Raw genomic sequence first — 18,904 nt, 5'->3', positions numbered from 1 at the left:
ACAAATAACCAATAACCAATAACCAATAACCAATAACCAATAACCAATAACCAACAGTCAACAGTCAACCGACTACCTTTGAGGAAGTACCGATGCCAAGTGCGATCGCACTTTAACGTAACACCGCGCAATCAGTAGCGAAGAATGACACTGCACAGCCAATTCATCAGTATACTGTCCCAAAGTTTGGCGCTCAATTCCCCACTCCCGACTCGTACCCGCAATAGTCAAATCAGCATTAGCAGAAGCCGCCACCACTGCTTGAATTGGCTCAGCAGCCTCCACAATCGGAGTTTCAATTCGCGATCGTACCTCAACCGGTAACTGATCCATCACTCGCTGAAACTCATAACTCAGCTCGTTTTCAGCTTCCCCATTAACCGCCACCCGCAGCACCGTCAAACGGCGTTCCTCGCTATTAACTAACAGTCTCAGCGCCAATTCTAAACCCAAATCATCGTGAATGTTTGCCGCGTAAGGTACTAACAAGTTATTCAACCTTTCCCGGCCTCTGTCAACAAAAATTGCTACATCCACCTTAGCGTTGCTGAGAATTTGGCCGACACGTCCTCCCAAACGGTTGCTGCTAAAAGTAGGTCTGTGCCATCCTACTAAAATCAAATCCGCCCGATCTATTTCCGCAATTTGGGCTGTTTCTCGGGCTACATCATTAGTAACCCGAATGATGGGATGTACCAATTTTTGTGCCTCCGGCAGTTCCAAACTCTCAATCAATTCTGATAATTTCGAGCGGCGCTCTTGAATAATGCGATCGGCTTCCGCAGGCGTACTTTCAAAGGCATAGTCATCATTGAATTCTATCAAACTCAGAGGATGAACCGCCGCCGACTGTAAATCCTCACCACCCATACCAGCAGCCGGCTGCGCCAGCGCTACCGCTAGCCGCAGTAAACCTTTCTGCGTGCTGGGATTGGCAACAGGTACTAAAATTCGATAAGTGGGCAGCAATTTGTTAGCAGTTTCTTCGCTGCTGTCAGCCATTTGTGAATCTTCTAATTCTGAATCATCAGAGTTAACTTCTGAAATATCTAACCGAATTAACCGTTTTGGATAAGTCCACTCCAACAGTGGCGAAGTCATAAAAGTTGTTACTAAAGCCATGATGACTAACATCGTAAATAGCAGCGGCGAAACTACGCCCAAAGAAAGACCTATATTCAGCACAATTAGTTCAGTCAAACCGCGAGTATTCATCAGCCATCCCAGGGCTGAAGCTTCGCGGTTGCTGATGCCACAGACTCTGGCTGCAACGTAAGTCCCGACGTACTTGCCGACAATGGCCACTCCCAAAACTGCGGCGCACAGCAGCCACAATTCGGGGCTGTTGAGCAAGCCGATTTGAGTCCGCAAGCCGCTATAAGCAAAAAATATTGGCAGCAGAAATATTAGTACAAAGTCTTCGGTTTTTTCGGCTAATTCTCTGGTTAATGCCGCATTTTTAGGCATAGCAGCACCCAGCAAAAATGCACCAAAAATTAAATGAATGCCGATCAATTCAGTAATTAAAGCAGAAGCTAAAACTCCCATGTAAATTCCCGACAGCACTAACTGTGTTAATCTGCCAGTGCGGTTGTAGTGTTTGGAAAGCCGCTGCAAGAACCAGCGAACTACAGTCAGCATGAAACCGATGTAAATTAAAGATTCAATAATTGTCGGCAAAGCACCGATCATCGAATTAGTACGAGTAACTGCGATCGCCACCGCCAACAAACACCACGCCGTTACGTCATCTACCGCAGCGCAAGTCAAGGCCAGCGTCCCCAATTTTGTATTCTGCAAGTTGTGTTCTGTAATAATTCTTGCCAGCACCGGAAAGGCCGTAATTGACATCGCAGCGCCCAAAAAAAACGCAAAGGCGGTAAACGAAACGCTATTATTTGAAACGATAGGATACAGCAGCAGTGCTAGGATGCTTCCCAGGGAAAACGGCACTAGAATGCTGACGTGGGAAGTTAAAATCGCTATATCTAAATTGCTTTTGAGGTACTTGGGATTCAGTTCCAAACCAATCAAGAACATGAAAAAGATCAGCCCCACCTCAGACAATACGTTGAGGAAGGGAACGGCTTCGGCTGGAAAAAGTGCTGTTGCTAAATCTGGTGCAACTAAGCCAAATAGAGAAGGCCCAAGCATAATTCCTGCGACAATTTCTCCAATGACTTGAGGTTGTTTGATCGCTCGAAATCCTAAACCTACAAGTCTCGAAAGTGCGATGACAATTAGAACTTCAAGCAGAACGAGAATGGGTATGGGCATGACGTTTTTAGCTTTGGGATTTTTGCGGATCGAGAGGGCAGTGTACTAAAGCTGACTGAATTGCCGATCGAAAAAAATGGATACCAGCTCGATCGAAGGTAAAAGGCACAAGAGGCGCACCAACAACGCCATTGTCTCACAAGCGAACAAAGGCTTTGGCAACCTTAGTACCTGGATTTTTTGTTTTTAAGAAGCCCTTGCAAGTAACTTTAACCGCAGCGTGCGTACCCCGCACCCAACCCGCGCCGTAAATCTCACCAGGAGGTGAGAAGCCAACCCTACGGATATCAGATTGTCAGCAAAAGTAGCGCGCGCTGTGATAAACTAGAAAAGTTGTTTAAATTCGCACATCCGGGTTTTCGGGTGTTTCTAGGGCGCAAACCTTCAGAAATACGACCGGGTGGAGGATTAACCCGAATTAGGAGTTAAAAATACAATGCCAGTAGTCAGTTTGGCTCAAATGTTAGAGTCAGGGGTTCACTTCGGACACCAAACCCGCCGGTGGAACCCAAAAATGTCTCCATACATTTTTACAGAGCGCAACGGGGTTCACATCATCGACCTCGTGCAAACCGCTCAGCTTATGGAAGACGCCTACGAGTACATGAGAGTTGCCTCAGAAAAAGGCAAAAAGTTTTTGTTCGTGGGTACAAAGCGCCAAGCTGCGGGGATTGTAGCCCAAGAAGCTCAACGCTGCGGTGCTTATTACGTCAACCAGCGCTGGCTGGGGGGAATGCTCACAAACTGGACGACGATTAAGTCCCGCGTGGAGCGCCTCAAGGATTTGGAGCGCCGCGAGGAAATCGGCGCCCTCGATTTGTTGCCGAAAAAAGAAGCTTCGGTGCTGCGCCGAGAAATGGCAAAACTCCAGAAATATCTGGGCGGGATTAAATCTATGCGGAAGATTCCCGACGGAGTGGTGCTGGTAGACCAACGCCGCGAGTATAATGCGGTGTTGGAATGCCAAAAGTTGGGAATTCCGATCGTCTCTCTGTTGGATACCAACTGCGACCCGGATTTGGTTGACATTGCGATTCCAGCGAATGACGATGCTATTCGATCGATCAAGCTGATTGTCGGCAAGTTGGCTGATGCCATCTACGAAGGTCGTCACGGTCAGCAGGGCGGCGACTCTGAGGAAGACTACGACTACGAAGGTGGCTATGAAGGCGCTGAATATGATGTCGAAATCGAAGAATTGGATGACCCCGATTATGTAGATCCCGACGACGCCGCTGAGGCCGAGGGCGAAGAAACCGAGAGCTAGTATTGCCCTCGGAATCTGACACCAGAAAATTAAAAATTAAAGATTGAAAATTAAAAATAATTATTATTTTTAGTTGGATATTTTTAATTTTTAATTGTACATAAGCTGGTCTGCATTTAAATTGTATGTCAAAAAAGATTAAAGTCTTGTTGGTTGGGCGTCCCGCCCGCCCTGAATATACAATTTAAATGCGCGACTGCTTAGCACGAGTCTAAGTCATTAGTAGAGCTCTGGCAAAAGCATTCATTGTGCCAGGGCCAGAATTAATTCTGGCGCTACACCTACAAAGTCGGTACTAATATCGACGGGGTATTTCTTCACTTTGGTCTAATCATTAACATTAAAATTAGTGACTAATGACTGATGACTAATGACTGATGACTAATGACTGATGACTAATGACTAATAACTAATTTTGATTGGGAACTTAAAGAAGATGGCGGACATATCTGCAAAACTTGTTAAAGAACTGCGCGAAAAAACTGGCGCGGGCATGATGGACTGCAAAAAAGCCCTCGTTGAAAACGAAGGCAATATGGAAACATCCATTGAGTGGCTGCGGAAAAAAGGTCTGGCTTCGGCAGGTAAAAAAGGTGGACGAGTTGCCTCAGAAGGGCTTGTAGGCAGCTACATTCACACGGGCGGCCGCGTGGGAGTGCTGGTGGAAGTTAACTGCGAAACAGATTTTGTGGCACGTCGCGAAGAATTCCAAAAGTTGGTGCGGGATATTGCGATGCAAATTGCAGCTTGCCCGAATGTGGAATACGTGAAAGTTGAAGATATCCCGGCCGAAGTTGTCGAAAGAGAAAAGGCAATTGAAATGGGCAAAGATGACTTGGGCAACAAGCCGGAAAACATCAAAGAAAAGATTGTTCTAGGGCGGATTGAGAAGCGCATGAAAGAGTTATCTTTGATGGATCAGCCTTTTATTAAAGATCAGAATATCTCGGTAGAAGAGTTGGTGAAACAAACGATCGCCCAAATTGGAGAAAATATCCAAGTGCGCCGCTTCGTGCGTTTTGTCTTGGGCGAAGGCATTGAAAAGGTAGAAGCTAACTTTGCCGATGAAGTGGCAGCCCAAATGGGTGTTCAATAATCCCCAATTAAGATTTAGAATTAAAAATTAAAAATGTGAAAACTTGATTTTTTGCATTTTTAATTTTTAATTTTTATAGGACTTATGGACAAACTATATTTGTAGGGTGGGCACTGCAAACCTTACTACTACAGACAGCATAAAAATTGAAAACTTGCGTAATATCAAATCCGTTAGCATCGGAATAGTAAATTAGAGTTGACTGTGAACAGTGAACAGTCAACCGTCAACATCATTCCGGTGTAACCGGAAATGATACAAGTCCTATTTTAATTTTATACGAGAGATATGGTGCGACCAAGAGAGAGAATAGAGCAAGATTTGGCAGGACTCGAAGAGGCTTTAGCAGCCTTGAATTTGGAGTTTCGCAGTACCTACGATGGTTATTTAACTGCGTTGGGACAAGCGGTGCGACAGCAGTTAATTTTGGCTTGCTATCACCTTTGCACTCAAGCAGTACCGGAGTCGTTTCTCAAGTTGTCCTTCGAGGCGCGGCAAAAAATGCAGCAGTCTGTAAAGGCTTTGGCTGCGGCGTCGGAGGAAAAATTGCGATCGCTGGTGACTGAATCACAAGCAGATGAAGAAATAGAGGAAGAGGAAGAAGAAGAGGAAGAAGAAGAAGACGACTTCGATGAAGAGGAAGAGGAAGAAGAGGAAGACGAATCAGACGACAAGGAAGAAGACGAAAAGGAAAAAAACCAAGTTTCGGCCATTAACTATCTATTTTCATTGGCAAATTATCAATTGCCAAGTGCCAATTCCCCCGAAAGTTTGGCACGCTGGCAAAATAGTATTGAAAAGTCGATCGTCCATATACTCAAGCTGCTTTCTCGCGACACCAACCGCTTGCTGCAACAGTCGGGAATCTTGCCGAGTCAATTGCCAGAACCGGTTCTAGAAGCTGCTTCTCAAGCTGAATCCTCCGGCGATAGTGTTGCCGGGCCGCCTAACTTATTAAACTTAATCATTGAAACCGATGCCTCATCAGCATCGCGAAAATTGGCAGCAACCTTTGGTAGTAGGGCGCTGCACATTACAGCGATTAAACTGCGGCTATCGGAAATAGAGTTTGCCGATGCGGGAACCTCCGCTTGGCGCCAGCAAATTCGTAACCTGTCTCTAAAGTTGAACTCGCTGGGTCGCGATTACCAGAAAAAGCAGCGGGAACTCGCTGTGGTGGAGGCTGAGTCGGCTTGGCGATCGAGTTGGTTTGAAGATTAGTCAGTTGTTAGTTGTCAGTTGTCAGTTGTCAGTTGACAGTTGACTGTTGACAGTTGTCAGTTGTGTGGAATTCTTGAGCTATGATTAATAACTAATGACCAATGACTAATGACTAATGACTAATAACTAATGACTAATAACTAATGACTGATGACTAATAATCAACCCGAATGGCAGCGATTGCAAAAAGCTCTTTCAGTAGAAGCCGATCGCGGATTTAACGACATCCAAGGCAGTCAATACCGCTTCAGCGAGTTTCTTGGTCTGAGTTTGAGACAGTTGGCAGGTTCTGTGGTGGCTTCGGCGCGCGATCGAGCTAGACAACTAGCGGCTGAATTTGACATCTACCCTCAGAAATATCTCGAACAGCGCCAACATTTGATCGCCATTACGGTCAGTTTTCTGAGGCAAATGGAGCAAGTTTGGGAACAAGAAACTCGCCACCAGCAAGAACAAGTAGCACAAGTCAGACCCGCAAACGCTAACGCTTCTGAACCAACCGCCCCAGCACTTTCCGTTCCCCGAACAGTACCCCTGAGTACAGCAGCCGCACCGCCCAGCCTGACTCTCGACCAACAGTTGACCCGCGTCACCGGCATCGGCCCCGCCAACGGCAACCGCTTGGTAAAACTGGGTTTATACACTGTATATGACTTGCTTTACTACTATCCGCGCAACCACATCGACTATGCAAAGCAAGTACAAATTCGCGAGCTAATAGCCGGGGAAACTGTCACTTTAATCGCAGAAGTAAAGCGCTGCAATTGCTTTTCTAGTCCGAAGAATAAGAAGTTAACCATATTAGAAGTAATTTTAAAAGACCGCACCGGAGAGATAAAAATTAGTCGTTTTTTTGCAGGCCCTCGCTACAGTAATCGCGGCTGGCAAGAATTCAAAAAGCGCGAGTATTGTACAGGTGCGGTGCTGGCAGCTTCCGGGTTGGTGAAGCAGGGTAAATATGGAATTACTTTAGAAAATCCTGAGTTAGAAGTATTAGACGACTCCGGCGGTGCGATCGAATCCATGAAAGTCGGTCGCCTGATACCAGTTTATCCGCTGACGGAGGGGGTGGATGCTGGTTCGGTGAGGCGATCGATTTTGGCGGCCATGCCGGCGGCAAAAATGTTGCCAGAATCGCTACCGGAAGATTTGCGCGAGCGTTACGGTTTAATGGGTTTAGCCGATGCGGTGACTAATATTCACTTTCCCCTCGATCGAGATTGTTTGGCCGCCGCCCGCCGCCGCTTAGTTTTTGACGAATTTTTCTACCTGCAATTAGGACTTTTAAAGCGCCGCCAAACCCAAAGGAAAGCTCAAGCGAGTGCAGTCATCCTTCCTAGTGGCAAATTGATCGAACATTTTTATGAAATCTTGCCTTTTGCGTTGACTAATGCTCAGGAAAGAGTAATTAATGACATCCTCAACGATTTAGCTTCGTCGCAACCGATGAACAGATTAGTGCAAGGCGATGTCGGTGCTGGCAAAACCGTAGTAGCAGTCGTGGCAATGCTAGCAGCAATTCAATCCGGCTATCAAGCCGCTTTAATGGCGCCGACAGAAGTTTTAGCCGAACAGCATTACCGCAAATTGGTAGGTTGGTTTAACTTGATGCACTTATCTGTTGAACTGTTAACTGGTTCCACAAAAGTAGCAAAGCGCCGAGAAATTCACAACCAGTTAGAAACCGGAGAATTGCCCGTTTTAGTGGGAACTCACGCACTAATTCAAGATACGGTGAATTTCCATAAATTGGGTTTGGCGGTAATTGACGAACAACACAGATTCGGTGTACAACAGCGCGCTAAATTGCAGCAAAAAGGCGAAGCTCCCCACGTTTTGACGATGACGGCAACTCCCATTCCCCGGACGCTGGCGCTGACGCTGCACGGGGATTTGGATGTGAGTCAAATTGATGAACTTCCCCCCGGCAGGCAGGCGATTCAAACCACTGTACTGTCTGCCAAAGAACGCATCCAAGCTTACGATTTGATTCGGCGGGAAGTGGCGAGCGGGCGTCAAGTTTATGTGGTGCTGCCGCTGGTGGAGGAGTCGGAAAAGTTGGACGTGCGATCGGCAATTGAGGAAAAAGAGAAACTTGAAAAAAGTGTATTTCCTGAGTTTAAGGTGGGTTTACTGCACGGTAGAATGAGCAGTGCCGACAAAGATGAAGCAATTTCAAAGTTTCGAGACAAAGAAACTGATATTTTAGTATCTACTACTGTCGTAGAAGTGGGAGTAGACGTGCCGAATGCCACGGTAATGCTGATTGAAAATTCTGAGCGTTTTGGACTGTCGCAACTACACCAATTGCGGGGTCGAGTCGGTCGGGGCAGCAACCGTTCTTATTGTTTGTTAATGCCCGGTTCCAAAACGGCGGAAGCTATGCAGAGAATGAAGGTTTTAGAACAATCTCAAGATGGTTTTTTTATTGCGGAAATGGACATGAGATTGCGCGGGCCTGGTCAGGTTTTGGGAACTCGGCAGTCGGGTTTGCCGGATTTTGCTTTGGCCAGTTTGGTGGAGGATCAGGAGGTTTTGGAGTTGGCGAGGGCGGCGGCTCAAATGGTAATTGAGAATGATGAAAGTTTGAATCAGTGGCCGGTGGTGCGGGATGAATTGGAGCGGAGATATCAGCGGATGATGAGCGGGTCGATTTTGACTTAGACGGCGGTTGAAACCGCTTCTACAAAAACGAAGTCCGCCTCCGCGGACTGAATAAAATAACGCAATTTAAATCGCCCGGTCTTCAACCTGCGGAGGCAGGTTTTGTTTGTGTAGACGCGGTTTCAACCGCCCGGTCTTCTCCGACCAAAGAAACCGGGTTTTTCAGCTTGGTCTGGGTTATTTTTATCGATTGTAAGGATTCCCGTACTGATCGCACCAAGAATCCTTCGCAGGAATGACGGGGAAGTGTCAAAATTAAGATAGTTCTGCCAGAAACAGGGGAAAGGAAATCTAGCCTGTACTGGCGCCTAAGGCAACATTGATTCCTCGCTGGTTACGCTTGCAGGTGGTCGCCGACGGTTCGTCGCATTTAATCTCAACACTAATTTATGAAAGATCTCACTCGTTATCGAAATATCGGCATCTTCGCCCACGTAGATGCTGGCAAGACCACCACAACTGAAAGAATCCTGAAACTGACGGGTAAAATCCACAAAATCGGTGAAGTTCACGAAGGCGCGGCGACTACTGACTTCATGGAACAGGAGCAAGAGCGCGGTATTACGATTCAATCCGCTGCTACCACCTGCTTCTGGAACGAGCATCAGCTCAACATCATCGATACTCCGGGACACGTCGATTTTACGATCGAGGTTTACCGTTCTTTGAAGGTTCTCGATGGTGGCATCGGTGTGTTCTGCGGTTCGGGTGGAGTTGAACCGCAATCGGAAACCAACTGGCGCTACGCTAACGATTCCAAAGTGGCTCGCGTTATCTACATCAATAAGCTCGATCGCACCGGTGCAGATTTTTACCGCGTTGTCAAGCAAGTTGATAAAATCCTTGGCGCTAAACCGATGGTAATGGTATTGCCGATCGGCATAGAAGAAAAGTTTTGCGGCGTAGTCGATTTGCTGACCCGCAAAGCCTGGATCTGGGATGACTCGGGCGATCCGATGAACTACGAAATTAAAGATGTCCCCGCCGATATGGTCGATGATGTCGAAACTTGGCGCGAACAGTTGATCGAACTGGCAGTAGAGCAAGACGACGCTCTGATGGAACAATATCTCGAAGGCAATGAACCGAGTATTGATGACCTCAAGCGCTGTATTCGCAAAGGTACTCGCGATCGGGCATTTTTCCCCACCTACTGCGGCTCATCGTTTAAAAACAAAGGCGTACAGTTGGTTCTCGATGCCGTAGTTGACTACCTGCCAAACCCGATGGAAGTCACACCACAGCCAGAAGTCGATCTCGATGGGAATGAAACCGGCGAGTTTGCGATCGTCGATCCCAATCGGCCATTGCGGGCACTGGCGTTCAAGATCATGGACGATCGCTACGGTGCTCTAACCTTCACGCGCCTGTACTCCGGTAAGTTGTCCAAGGGCGACACCGTACTCAACACCGCCACAGGCAAAACCGAGCGCATCAGCCGTTTGGTGGAAATGCACGCCAACTCTCGCGAAGAAATTGAATCCGCGCAAGCAGGGGACATTGTGGCGATCGTCGGTATGAAAAACGTCCGCACCGGACACACCATCTGCGACCCCAAAAATCCCGCCACCCTAGAGCCGATGGTATTCCCCGATCCCGTTATTTCGATTTCGGTCAAACCGAAACAAAAAGGCGGCGAAGAAAAAATGGGAGCAGCCCTCACCAAGATGGTGCAAGAAGACCCATCCTTCCACATGGTGACGGATCAAGAAAGCGGCGAAATGATTCTCAAGGGGATGGGCGAGTTACACCTCGACATCAAAGTAGACATTCTCAAGCGCACCCACGGCATCGAAGTAGAAGTCGGCGAACCACAGGTAGCCTACCGCGAGTCGATTACCAAGCGCCTCGAAGACGAATACACCCACAAAAAGCAATCAGGTGGTTCCGGTCAATTTGCCAAAATCGGCTACGTGATCGAGCCTGGTGAGGTGGGAAGCGGCTTCCAGTTTGAGTCAAAAGTGACCGGTGGTAGTGTGCCGAGAGAATATTGGCCAGCCGTCGAAAAAGGCTTTGAAAGCTGCATCGACAAAGGCGTCTTGGCAGGATTCCCCTGCCTAGACTTGAAATTCACGCTTCTAGAAGGCGGTTTCCACCCCGTTGACTCGTCAGCAATGGCCTTTGAAATTGCTGCCAAAGCGGCCTATCGCCAGTCTCTGCCTAAAGCGGGGCCTCAGTTGCTCGAACCGATTATGAATGTCGATGTATTCACTCCAGATGATTACATGGGCGACGTGATCGGCGACCTCAACCGCCGCCGGGGGATGATGAAATCTCAGGAGACAGGACAAACGGGAGCGCGAATCAAGGCAGATGTACCGTTGAGCGAAATGTTTGGTTACATTAGCGACTTGCGTACTATGACCTCTGGGCGCGGACAGTTCTCAATGTCCTTCTCGCACTATGCTCCTTGTCCGAGCAACATCGCTGAAGAAGTGATTAAGGCGGCAAAAGAGCGTCAAGCTGCGAAGTAGTAGTGCTTTTGACTCCCGGTAGGTGCTATCTGGAGTCAAACAGAACAATTCAATCCCCGACAACTTCTACGAAGTCGGGGATTTAATCTAGATAATAAGTACAGTGAGGTTCGACAAAAAAATATGATTGAGTCGATCGCAACACTTTCACTAACAGACTTCCTCGCTCAACCGGATATTGAATCCTCGCCTGCATGGGAATTTATTCTGGGACGAGCAGTTCAAAAAACTATGCCAACCCTTTTTCATTCGCGACTGCAACACAACTTGGTTAACTATATCAACGATCGGACTGATCGATTTGAAGCGATACCAGAGTTGCGTTGCTTGGTACTTCCCTACTCGCCAGTACCAGATATAGCGATTGTAGCAGGCGATCGGCTTACCGATGAAGACGGACCACTTAACGGCGCACCGGATTGGTTAATTGAAATTCTATCGCCGGATCAAAGCACTTTAAAATTGCAGAATAAGATCCTCCACTGCCTCATTAACGGCACGCAATTAGCATGGCTAATCGATCTCTCTCACCAACAAGTTTGGGTATGGCAGGGTGAGGAGCTACCTATAATCTGTTCGGGTGCAGATATTTTACCAGTTTTAGGTATTCTCCCGGAACTTACGGTTGATGCTGTGATGGCTATGATTCGCCGACAGTAGGCATTTTATTAGAAAACTGGGTTTAAAACCCCGTTGATAGTAATTAGGGTTTGCTGAATATAGCGCATATTGCGTGGTCTGGGTTTGCGATCGGCTTATTCAGCAAGCCCCACATATTAGATAGTAGAACCACGAGCAGACTTCAACAACATCTGGATTTCTTCAAGACTAAATGGTGGTGAACGACGATGAATCATAGCGTGACAATTTGGGCAAACAGGACGCAAATCTTTTATAGGATCAATTTCATACTCTTCTGCAATTTCTGAAAGGGGTTTTAGATGATGAACATGAATGAAACCTTTTCCTGGTTGTCCAAAAGTTTTGCCAAAATCGAAATCACAAATATAGCAACTTGAACCGTAATAATCAATACATTTTTGCCGAGCTTTAGGCTCTCGTTCAAACGCGTTGACTGAAACTTGCCGTACCGCCCCCTCACGAAATGTTTGTACTGCATCTACTTCATCAGGAAAGAATCTAGTAGTAGTTACAGATTCCTGAACCTGAAGCGGATTTTGCCAATCCCACAAACATTTTAGGTATTCTTCAAAACGGTCTTCCTCACCAAGAAACACATTTGATGCAGCACGAAAGATAGCAAAGATTTCGACAAAGTTATTAATCACTGGCTGAGCTGCATCTAGGTCTTTAATAGGAATAACTAGGGATGGACTCTGAATATAAGTACCATTCCAACCTCCTTCATGAATTAATTGCAGTTTGTTAATGAACTCATCATACTTTAAATTACCATATTTTTCCGGTGCAATATTATCAGAGGAAATATTATATCTACCATGCTTCAAAATCCTAGTAACATCTTCTAAATGGTTTTTCAGAACGTGAACAATTGGATTGCTTTCTAGCCCTCTTAATCCAAAAAAAATCACAAATAAACTATAAGAATTACACTCGAATCTCTGTTGGAAATACCAACCTTTTCCTTTTATAGCCAAGCCAGCGGTTGCTATTTTGAAGGGCTGGGTTTTCTTGGCTCCAAGGCGATGAGCTGGTGTAGTCACTATCCGACAATCTGAGAGTACATCTGTGCCATAAACTTGGTGAATTTGGTCACAAGCTTGTTTAATGATTATTTTAAGCTTAGGGACAAGTAATTCTTTTAGCTTATCAGCACGCTCTCGATTGTCTTCGACTGAGAAGAGATATTGTTCAGCAGACCCTATGAGTGGCAAGTCAACGATTTCTGACAATTCGGTTTCCTCAACTGAATTCATATCTGCTCTCCGACATGACAAGTCCAATGAAAACAAATCGATATTTTAGCTTTTTTTCGACATATCCTGAAATAGGTCATGCTTCCCCGGCTCCTAAAACTTGTGCTGTGGTGAGTTTCAGCCTTGTAGGGTGCGTCAGTTAGAATACTTACAGGACTTGGGAAACGCTTATGGACTGACGCACCCTACTATCGTCTTTTAAATGCCGAACAGCTTATGACTCAAATAAATCCCCGCACTGCTGGCACAATTGCGATCGACGTTTTCGCTCAATCAAACGGGCAGTATCTTTGTCAGATATCATCATCTTTGAGCGATCGCCCCAATGATACAATGAATGTTTACGGACAAACCAAAGAACACGCGATCGCGATCGCCCTGGAAAATTTAGCATCTCGCTACCGCCAGCAAGCCGAAGACTCTCAAAATATAGATTGGGATGCGGTGGAAATTTCGGATTCGGGAGAGCCGATTGAAAAGCATTATCACGTAATTTTGCACTACGAACGAATTGCTAAAGATGAATCTAAGTTTGAGGCAATGCACAATACAATGATGGGAAATACAGTAGTTGAAAATGCCAAAATTTCAATAATTGAGATCGATCCCGATATCGAAATCGAGGCCAGAGGGCTATCAAAATATTGAACCCTCGGGACTTAGGTGCAGATGGGCATCTTACCCTACGCATCAGCGATCGAAACGTGAGTTTGAGGCGACGATCGACTAGAAGCGATCGCATAATTTCAAATCCCCAAAATTTCTTTTCTATTACTCCCCCCCAAAATCTGCCCTAAACTTCTCCACAACTCGATTTAACTCCACCGAATGAGAGGCCTTAAATAAAATACGATCGCCCGGTGTGACAAACTCCATTAAATGCCTTGCTAAATCTTCGCGGGAATTCTCCCTCGCAATATCTTCTACCTCCACAAAAGGCAAACCCGCCGCACCCGCAGCCATCGCCGCCGCTTCCTCAAAATCAGCAAAAACAAACAAAGCATCCAGATGCAAATCTCGCGCGGCCCTTCCCACTTGTCGGTGAAACTCGATCGCCCTATCGCCCAATTCCTTCATCGTTCCCAACACCGCAATCCGGCGCTTTCCTGGAGTATCTGCTAACAGTCTCAGGGCTGCCAACATCGACTCCAAACCAGCATTGTAAGTCTCATCCAGAATCATAATATCCTGCGGCAAATCGTAGCGGCGCGCCCGTCCATCCGGTAACTGCACAGACAAACCTTGCTTTAAAGCTTCCCAATCAATACCTAACACTTTCCCTACCGCCAAAGCCGCCAAATAATTTAGAGCATTGTGTCGTCCCGGCAGCGGCAGCGGCAATTCTACGCCTTCAACTAACATTGTATCATGGTTGAGCAATTCTCCGCACAAATCCCCGCCTTCTAAACCGTAACTTAAAGTTTTTCCCTGCCAAACTTTGGCCGCAGTTGCGATTAATCTGTCACCATCGTGATTTAGAATAGCAATGCTATCAGCAGGCATTTCGGCTAAAAGTTCGCACTTTGCTTGGGCGATCGCCTCTTCGGAACCTAATCGCCCGATATGCGCCGTTCCTACATTAGTAATTACCGCCACAGTAGGACTCGCAATTTGCGACAGCAGCGCAATTTCGCCACTCCCGCGCATTCCCATTTCAATTACAGCATAATTGTGGGTCGGTGAAAGCTCCAACAGAGTTTTTGGCACTCCAATTTCATTGTTGTAGTTATATTGAGTTTTAAGGACATTTCCCGTCGTTGACAAAACCGCCGCAATTAACTCTTTAACAGTAGTTTTACCTACAGACCCAGTAACAGCAACTATAGGTATACTGAATTGGTCGCGCCACCAACGGGCGATCGACTGATAAGCTTTTAAAGTATCGTCAACGTGCAACAGCGGAAAATTAGGCAATTCCTCTTGCCACTCTCGATCGACAATCGCTGCTATCGCTCCCAAATCCCGAGCTTTTGCCACAAATTGATGGCCGTCAAAATTCTCTCCTCGCAGCGCCAAAAATACTTCGCCGCCCTTAAGAGTGCGCGTATCTGTGGCAATACCTGTCCCTAAAGCTGTCAAAACGCCCTGAGACACAGCAGGCAAAGGTACAGTTAAAATTTCAGCAAGTTGGGCGATACTTACGCGACAAACCATAATCAGCACTCACATTTCAAAAATTATTTTCACAGCTAATTCTACCTCGCCCAACCTCAAATTTAACTAACAGCGGGTTGCGGATCAGGATTGACCTTGATCATCCTAATACTAAATCTTCCGCCCACCCAGAAATTATCCCCTACCTACCCACAATCTTTACCAATACTTTATAAAGTGGATGGTGATTTAAGGCCTTGCTAATTACCAACAATTCATGTCATGCTGGTGTTGATAAATAGTTTAACTAAGCAAAAAATATCGATCGGCTTAAGCTGCTGACAGCTTCTACCCATAAGTCTCCGCCGGCGAGAAGCTCGGTTGACTCAATTATTGCGATTCATTTGCCAATTCATCAAGCTAATAGCGCTGAAAGCTCCTGCCCCAGCCTCGGAGGGTTAATCCACAGTGAACGACTACAACAGACAAAGCCACGAAGAAGAACAGCTACTTTACAAGCACTGGCTGGAGTTGGTACAACGAGAGCAGCCGGCCGAACTCATCAGCCGCTTTCGCACTTTGTTTATCCAGGGTACCGGATATCCCGATCGCTCGATCGCCGACGCACTCGAAAAAATAGCAGCCTCAAAACACGCCGAACAAGAGTTCAAATACATCCTCAACCGCTGCTGCCACATCCTGATCAACCGCTGGCAAACTTACCCCAGCAAGCAAGCAGCCATCCCTGAATTGATCGCTCTGTTTGAAGAAGCGCCCAAAATATTATTTGGATACAATCGATCGCGGGGGCGAGGCTCCATCCCCCAATTAGTAAATCAATTTACCGAAAGCGAACAGTACCTCACCCTCCAACGCTTAGCCAAAGTCATAACTCACAGCAATGAAGATAGCAGCAACAGCAAAACCCCTGCTACCCTTGCCCTCGGAACCTTAATTCCCCGCTACCCTTACCTCTACAAACACTGCCTCCTCAGCGACGACAGCACCTACGAACAGCAAAAAATCATTAAAAAAATCCAAGCTCAAAAGCAGCAGCAATTTGAGATCGACCTCTCACAATATGTCGCTCACCAAGTGAGGAAAGCCCAAACAGCGCGTCGGGAAACCTCCCTTTCCTTCGGCAGAAATATACAGCCTATAAAAAATCCGACCCTGTTGACCGACCCAGAACTATTCTTTGCCCTCAAGCAATTTGTCGGAAAAGTAGAAGGAGCCGATACCTACAGACAGCTAGCGGGCCGTTTCACGGCGAACGCCAGCACACATCAGTCCTACCGCTCCTTTAAAGACGACTTGTACGAATACCTGATTTCTTCTGTCACCGACGATCGCTACGGCAAACGTCTCTTTAACGAAAAATTGTATAAGCAACTACAAAATACCCTGCCCCACAGCGATGATCAGAAGTTTAATGAATTTTTAATGATCAGAACTTGCAGCCAGTTATTGAACTTTTTAGTAGTAGAGAGTCCTGTGCGGCCCAACCACTTTGTCTTCATCGACCTGATCTCAAACCTCGGGCCGACCCAAACCACAGGTTTGCTGCTGAAAATTGTACTAATTTGCGGCAAAGTCAAGCCCTACCTAGAAAAGCGGCTGGCAATTTTGTTCGGTCACTACGAATGCAGTACCCGAGAAGGCGTGGTGTGGTTAGTTAAAGCCCTGGAAAACGTAAACCTAGCTTTGAGTACCAACTTTGGCAAGGTGGATGTATCTTTCCTGCGGTGAGAGGGCGCGCCATAACTTTCTCTGCTTCCACAGCAGGCAAAACATCACACCGATCGACCAGGTTTCTGAATACCCTAAAAGTTTTACCTTTAATTAGAACGACTTAATTAACTCCTGAAACCTACTCAAAAGACATTATTCTATGTTAAAGTACCAAGTGTGAATCAGATTCAGTTGCAGGCTTTGTTCATTGCTACAGAATTGTCTAAAAACTTGCCCTTCTGTATCGGCAGGGGACTCTCCGAAACTGAAATCTTCGCACTGTCTAAATTTTGGAGTTATTCCTCATGTCGATATACGTCGGTAACTTATCCTACCAAGTTACCCAAGAAGACATCACCACCGTCTTCGCCGAATACGGAACCGTTAAGCGGGTACATCTACCTACCGACAGAGAAACCAGTCGCCCCCGCGGCTTCGGTTTTGTAGAAATGTCCACAGATGCAGAAGAAGATGCAGCGATTGCTGCTCTCGACGGAGCAGAGTGGATGGGTCGCGACCTCAAAGTTAACAAAGCTAAGCCCCGCGAAGATGAAGGCGGCCGGGGCGGCGGCAACCGGGGCGGTGGCGGCCCTGGCAAATTTGCTCGTGGAGGAGGCGGCGGCGGAGGACGTTATTAAGTTCCTCGGATAAAGATTTGAGATTGGAGAGTTGAAATTGGCGCGAGAGCTCACCTAGCTCCGAACCACTTCCGGCCGTTCCGAAAAACCTATGCTCTTCACATTTCCATATCTACCGGATTAAATATACCAAAAAGCCAAGGGCCTAACCCTTGGCTTTTTGGTATGAGAGTTGAGGGTATGAGTCTGAAACCGGTTGGGCGAATCCGTTGCAGTACCGTCAGGTTCTAATCGTCAGGTTCGATGCTGCTGCTCAATCCGTGATTATTGAGCGTTTCAGCGTAAAACTCAGCGTGTTCGAGAGCGCAAACAATCACCAATCCCATCCCGTTAGTATGGGCTTCCATCATCACATTTACAGCCTGTGGCTGAGTCAGACTCGGTACCGTCGCCATCAAAGTCTGCACCACGTACTCCATAGGATTGAAATCATCATTGTGCAGCAGAACGCGGTAGCGCGGTGCAAGCTTGCGGACTGTGGAAGGCTTTTGAATAATTTCGACAGACACTAATCTATACCTCCTGACTTGTAAAATGTTAAAATTTGTCAACAATCTTGAGCCGGATTCCTCCGCTGTGCAAGACTATCTCACTTTCAGCTATTTTATTGAAATCTGAAAATTCAGACAAGGCAGCCCCTTGGTCGATCGCGAGCTGTGAACCCAACACCAAACCCACAGGGGGTGTCCTGGGTCCTCCGCAACCATCTTCCTAGCGCCATAATATTAGAAAGGCGCGATCTGTTAAAAATAACAAACTACTACCTGTTGAGTCTCCAGAACTGAGGGAACCTTATATGAAACGCAAACCTAAATCCTACAACGACAGATTCAGCGGCGACCCATCCCGAGGAGATGAAGACTCCGACTACTCCGGCTCCTTTGGCGGACAGTCGCGGCGTCAACCTCAGTCCGGCAAACCCTCTTTCCTCAATTCCGCCACCCTAGGGATTTTAACAGCCGTCTTTATTCTGGGAATTGGCATTGGCATTGCCTTTAGCTCCACAGCTACAATTAGCCCAGAGAACGTAGCCTCCCGCGAATTTATCGATCGCAGCGCCCCGAACCCAGAACTTTGCGTGCAGTTTGGAGCAAGTGCGATGGTGACAGATATGCGCCTCTACGTCACCCTCAACCCCTTCAACGTCTACATCTCGCAGCCGAGTATGCGCCCCGGATGCGTCCTGCGAACCAATAACTGGGCAATTCTCGAACAAAGAAAACTCATCAGCCAAGACCAAGTGCGGGATTGCAAAAATCGCATGAACACCTTTGGCTTCACCGGCCCCCTGGAAGCTCAACCCGAAATTAACTGTATCTACCAAAACGACGGCGCTAAAAACCTGTTCCTCAACCAACCGGGCTCGATAGCTCCAACCACGGAAGGTCAAAATTTCTAAATCCCCGATATAGCGGTTTTCAGTTGAGTCAATTACACATATGGGGTAGGGACTTAGGCTTGGCTTAAGTCCCTACTTTACTTCAAGAATGGAAAACTGCTCTAAGAAAATATTGAAGGAAGAGGTTCGAGGGAAGAAGAAAGTC

At 46.9% G+C, this 18,904-nt stretch carries 14 protein-coding genes; 10 read left to right on the top strand and 4 right to left on the bottom strand.

Annotated features, from left to right (window positions below; genetic code table 11):
* Positions 1–72: 72 nt before the first annotated feature.
* On the bottom strand, positions 73–2,277 hold the full coding sequence (locus QUA43_RS11030) for a cation:proton antiporter domain-containing protein (protein ID WP_333373819.1): 2,205 nt from the start codon (positions 2,275–2,277) through the stop codon (positions 73–75).
* Between the two features lie 436 nt (positions 2,278–2,713).
* Between QUA43_RS11030 and rpsB the strand changes: the two genes are divergently transcribed.
* The 6 genes from rpsB (at position 2,714) to QUA43_RS11000 (ending at position 11,659) form a co-directional block, all read left to right on the top strand.
* Positions 2,714–3,544 (top strand): 30S ribosomal protein S2, encoded by an 831-nt coding sequence (gene rpsB / locus QUA43_RS11025; RefSeq protein WP_333035195.1) that lies wholly within the window; start codon positions 2,714–2,716, stop codon positions 3,542–3,544.
* A gap of 436 nt (positions 3,545–3,980) precedes the next feature.
* Positions 3,981–4,640, top strand: coding sequence for a translation elongation factor Ts (gene tsf, locus QUA43_RS11020; protein WP_333081940.1), 660 nt, complete (start codon positions 3,981–3,983; stop codon positions 4,638–4,640).
* 288 nt (positions 4,641–4,928) lie between these two features.
* Positions 4,929–5,861: a hypothetical protein gene (locus QUA43_RS11015; RefSeq protein ID WP_333373818.1), complete on the top strand. Its 933-nt coding sequence runs from the start codon at positions 4,929–4,931 to the stop codon at positions 5,859–5,861.
* A gap of 150 nt (positions 5,862–6,011) precedes the next feature.
* Positions 6,012–8,525: an ATP-dependent DNA helicase RecG gene (recG, locus tag QUA43_RS11010; RefSeq protein ID WP_333373816.1), complete on the top strand. Its 2,514-nt coding sequence runs from the start codon at positions 6,012–6,014 to the stop codon at positions 8,523–8,525.
* Between the two features lie 389 nt (positions 8,526–8,914).
* Positions 8,915–10,999: an elongation factor G gene (fusA, locus tag QUA43_RS11005; RefSeq protein ID WP_333373814.1), complete on the top strand. Its 2,085-nt coding sequence runs from the start codon at positions 8,915–8,917 to the stop codon at positions 10,997–10,999.
* Between the two features lie 123 nt (positions 11,000–11,122).
* Positions 11,123–11,659, top strand: coding sequence for a Uma2 family endonuclease (locus tag QUA43_RS11000; RefSeq protein WP_333100238.1), 537 nt, complete (start codon positions 11,123–11,125; stop codon positions 11,657–11,659).
* 116 nt (positions 11,660–11,775) lie between these two features.
* Here the strand turns inward: QUA43_RS11000 and QUA43_RS10995 are convergent, their stop codons facing one another.
* Positions 11,776–12,897 (bottom strand): HNH endonuclease, encoded by a 1,122-nt coding sequence (locus QUA43_RS10995; protein WP_333373813.1) that lies wholly within the window; start codon positions 12,895–12,897, stop codon positions 11,776–11,778.
* A gap of 216 nt (positions 12,898–13,113) precedes the next feature.
* Between QUA43_RS10995 and QUA43_RS10990 the strand changes: the two genes are divergently transcribed.
* Positions 13,114–13,545 carry a hypothetical protein gene (locus tag QUA43_RS10990; RefSeq protein ID WP_333373812.1) on the top strand — a complete coding sequence of 144 codons (432 nt, stop codon included), beginning with the start codon at positions 13,114–13,116 and terminating at the stop codon, positions 13,543–13,545.
* Positions 13,546–13,668: 123 nt separating this feature from the next.
* Here QUA43_RS10990 and QUA43_RS10985 read toward each other — a convergent pair whose 3' ends face one another.
* Positions 13,669–15,051 carry a UDP-N-acetylmuramoyl-tripeptide--D-alanyl-D-alanine ligase gene (locus tag QUA43_RS10985; RefSeq protein ID WP_333373810.1) on the bottom strand — a complete coding sequence of 461 codons (1,383 nt, stop codon included), beginning with the start codon at positions 15,049–15,051 and terminating at the stop codon, positions 13,669–13,671.
* A 408-nt stretch (positions 15,052–15,459) separates the two neighbouring features.
* On the opposite strand from QUA43_RS10985, the gene QUA43_RS10980 reads away from it, so the two are divergent.
* A complete protein-coding gene (locus tag QUA43_RS10980) occupies positions 15,460–16,740 on the top strand; it encodes a hypothetical protein (protein ID WP_333373809.1) in 1,281 nt (426 codons plus the stop codon).
* Between the two features lie 287 nt (positions 16,741–17,027).
* Positions 17,028–17,360 carry an RNA-binding protein gene (locus QUA43_RS10975; RefSeq protein ID WP_190743136.1) on the top strand — a complete coding sequence of 111 codons (333 nt, stop codon included), beginning with the start codon at positions 17,028–17,030 and terminating at the stop codon, positions 17,358–17,360.
* Between the two features lie 227 nt (positions 17,361–17,587).
* On the opposite strand, the gene clpS is transcribed toward QUA43_RS10975, so the two are convergent.
* A complete protein-coding gene (gene clpS, locus QUA43_RS10970) occupies positions 17,588–17,869 on the bottom strand; it encodes an ATP-dependent Clp protease adapter ClpS (protein WP_015178019.1) in 282 nt (93 codons plus the stop codon).
* Positions 17,870–18,156: 287 nt separating this feature from the next.
* On the opposite strand from clpS, the gene QUA43_RS10965 reads away from it, so the two are divergent.
* A complete protein-coding gene (locus QUA43_RS10965) occupies positions 18,157–18,759 on the top strand; it encodes a DUF3172 domain-containing protein (protein WP_333312292.1) in 603 nt (200 codons plus the stop codon).
* Positions 18,760–18,904: the final 145 nt, after the last annotated feature.

The organism is Microcoleus sp. N9_B4, assembly GCF_036701635.1.
GTDB lineage: Bacteria > Cyanobacteriota > Cyanobacteriia > Cyanobacteriales > Microcoleaceae > Microcoleus.
Note: the sequence above shows the minus strand (reverse complement) of the source record. Positions and strands in the feature narration are given on the sequence as shown.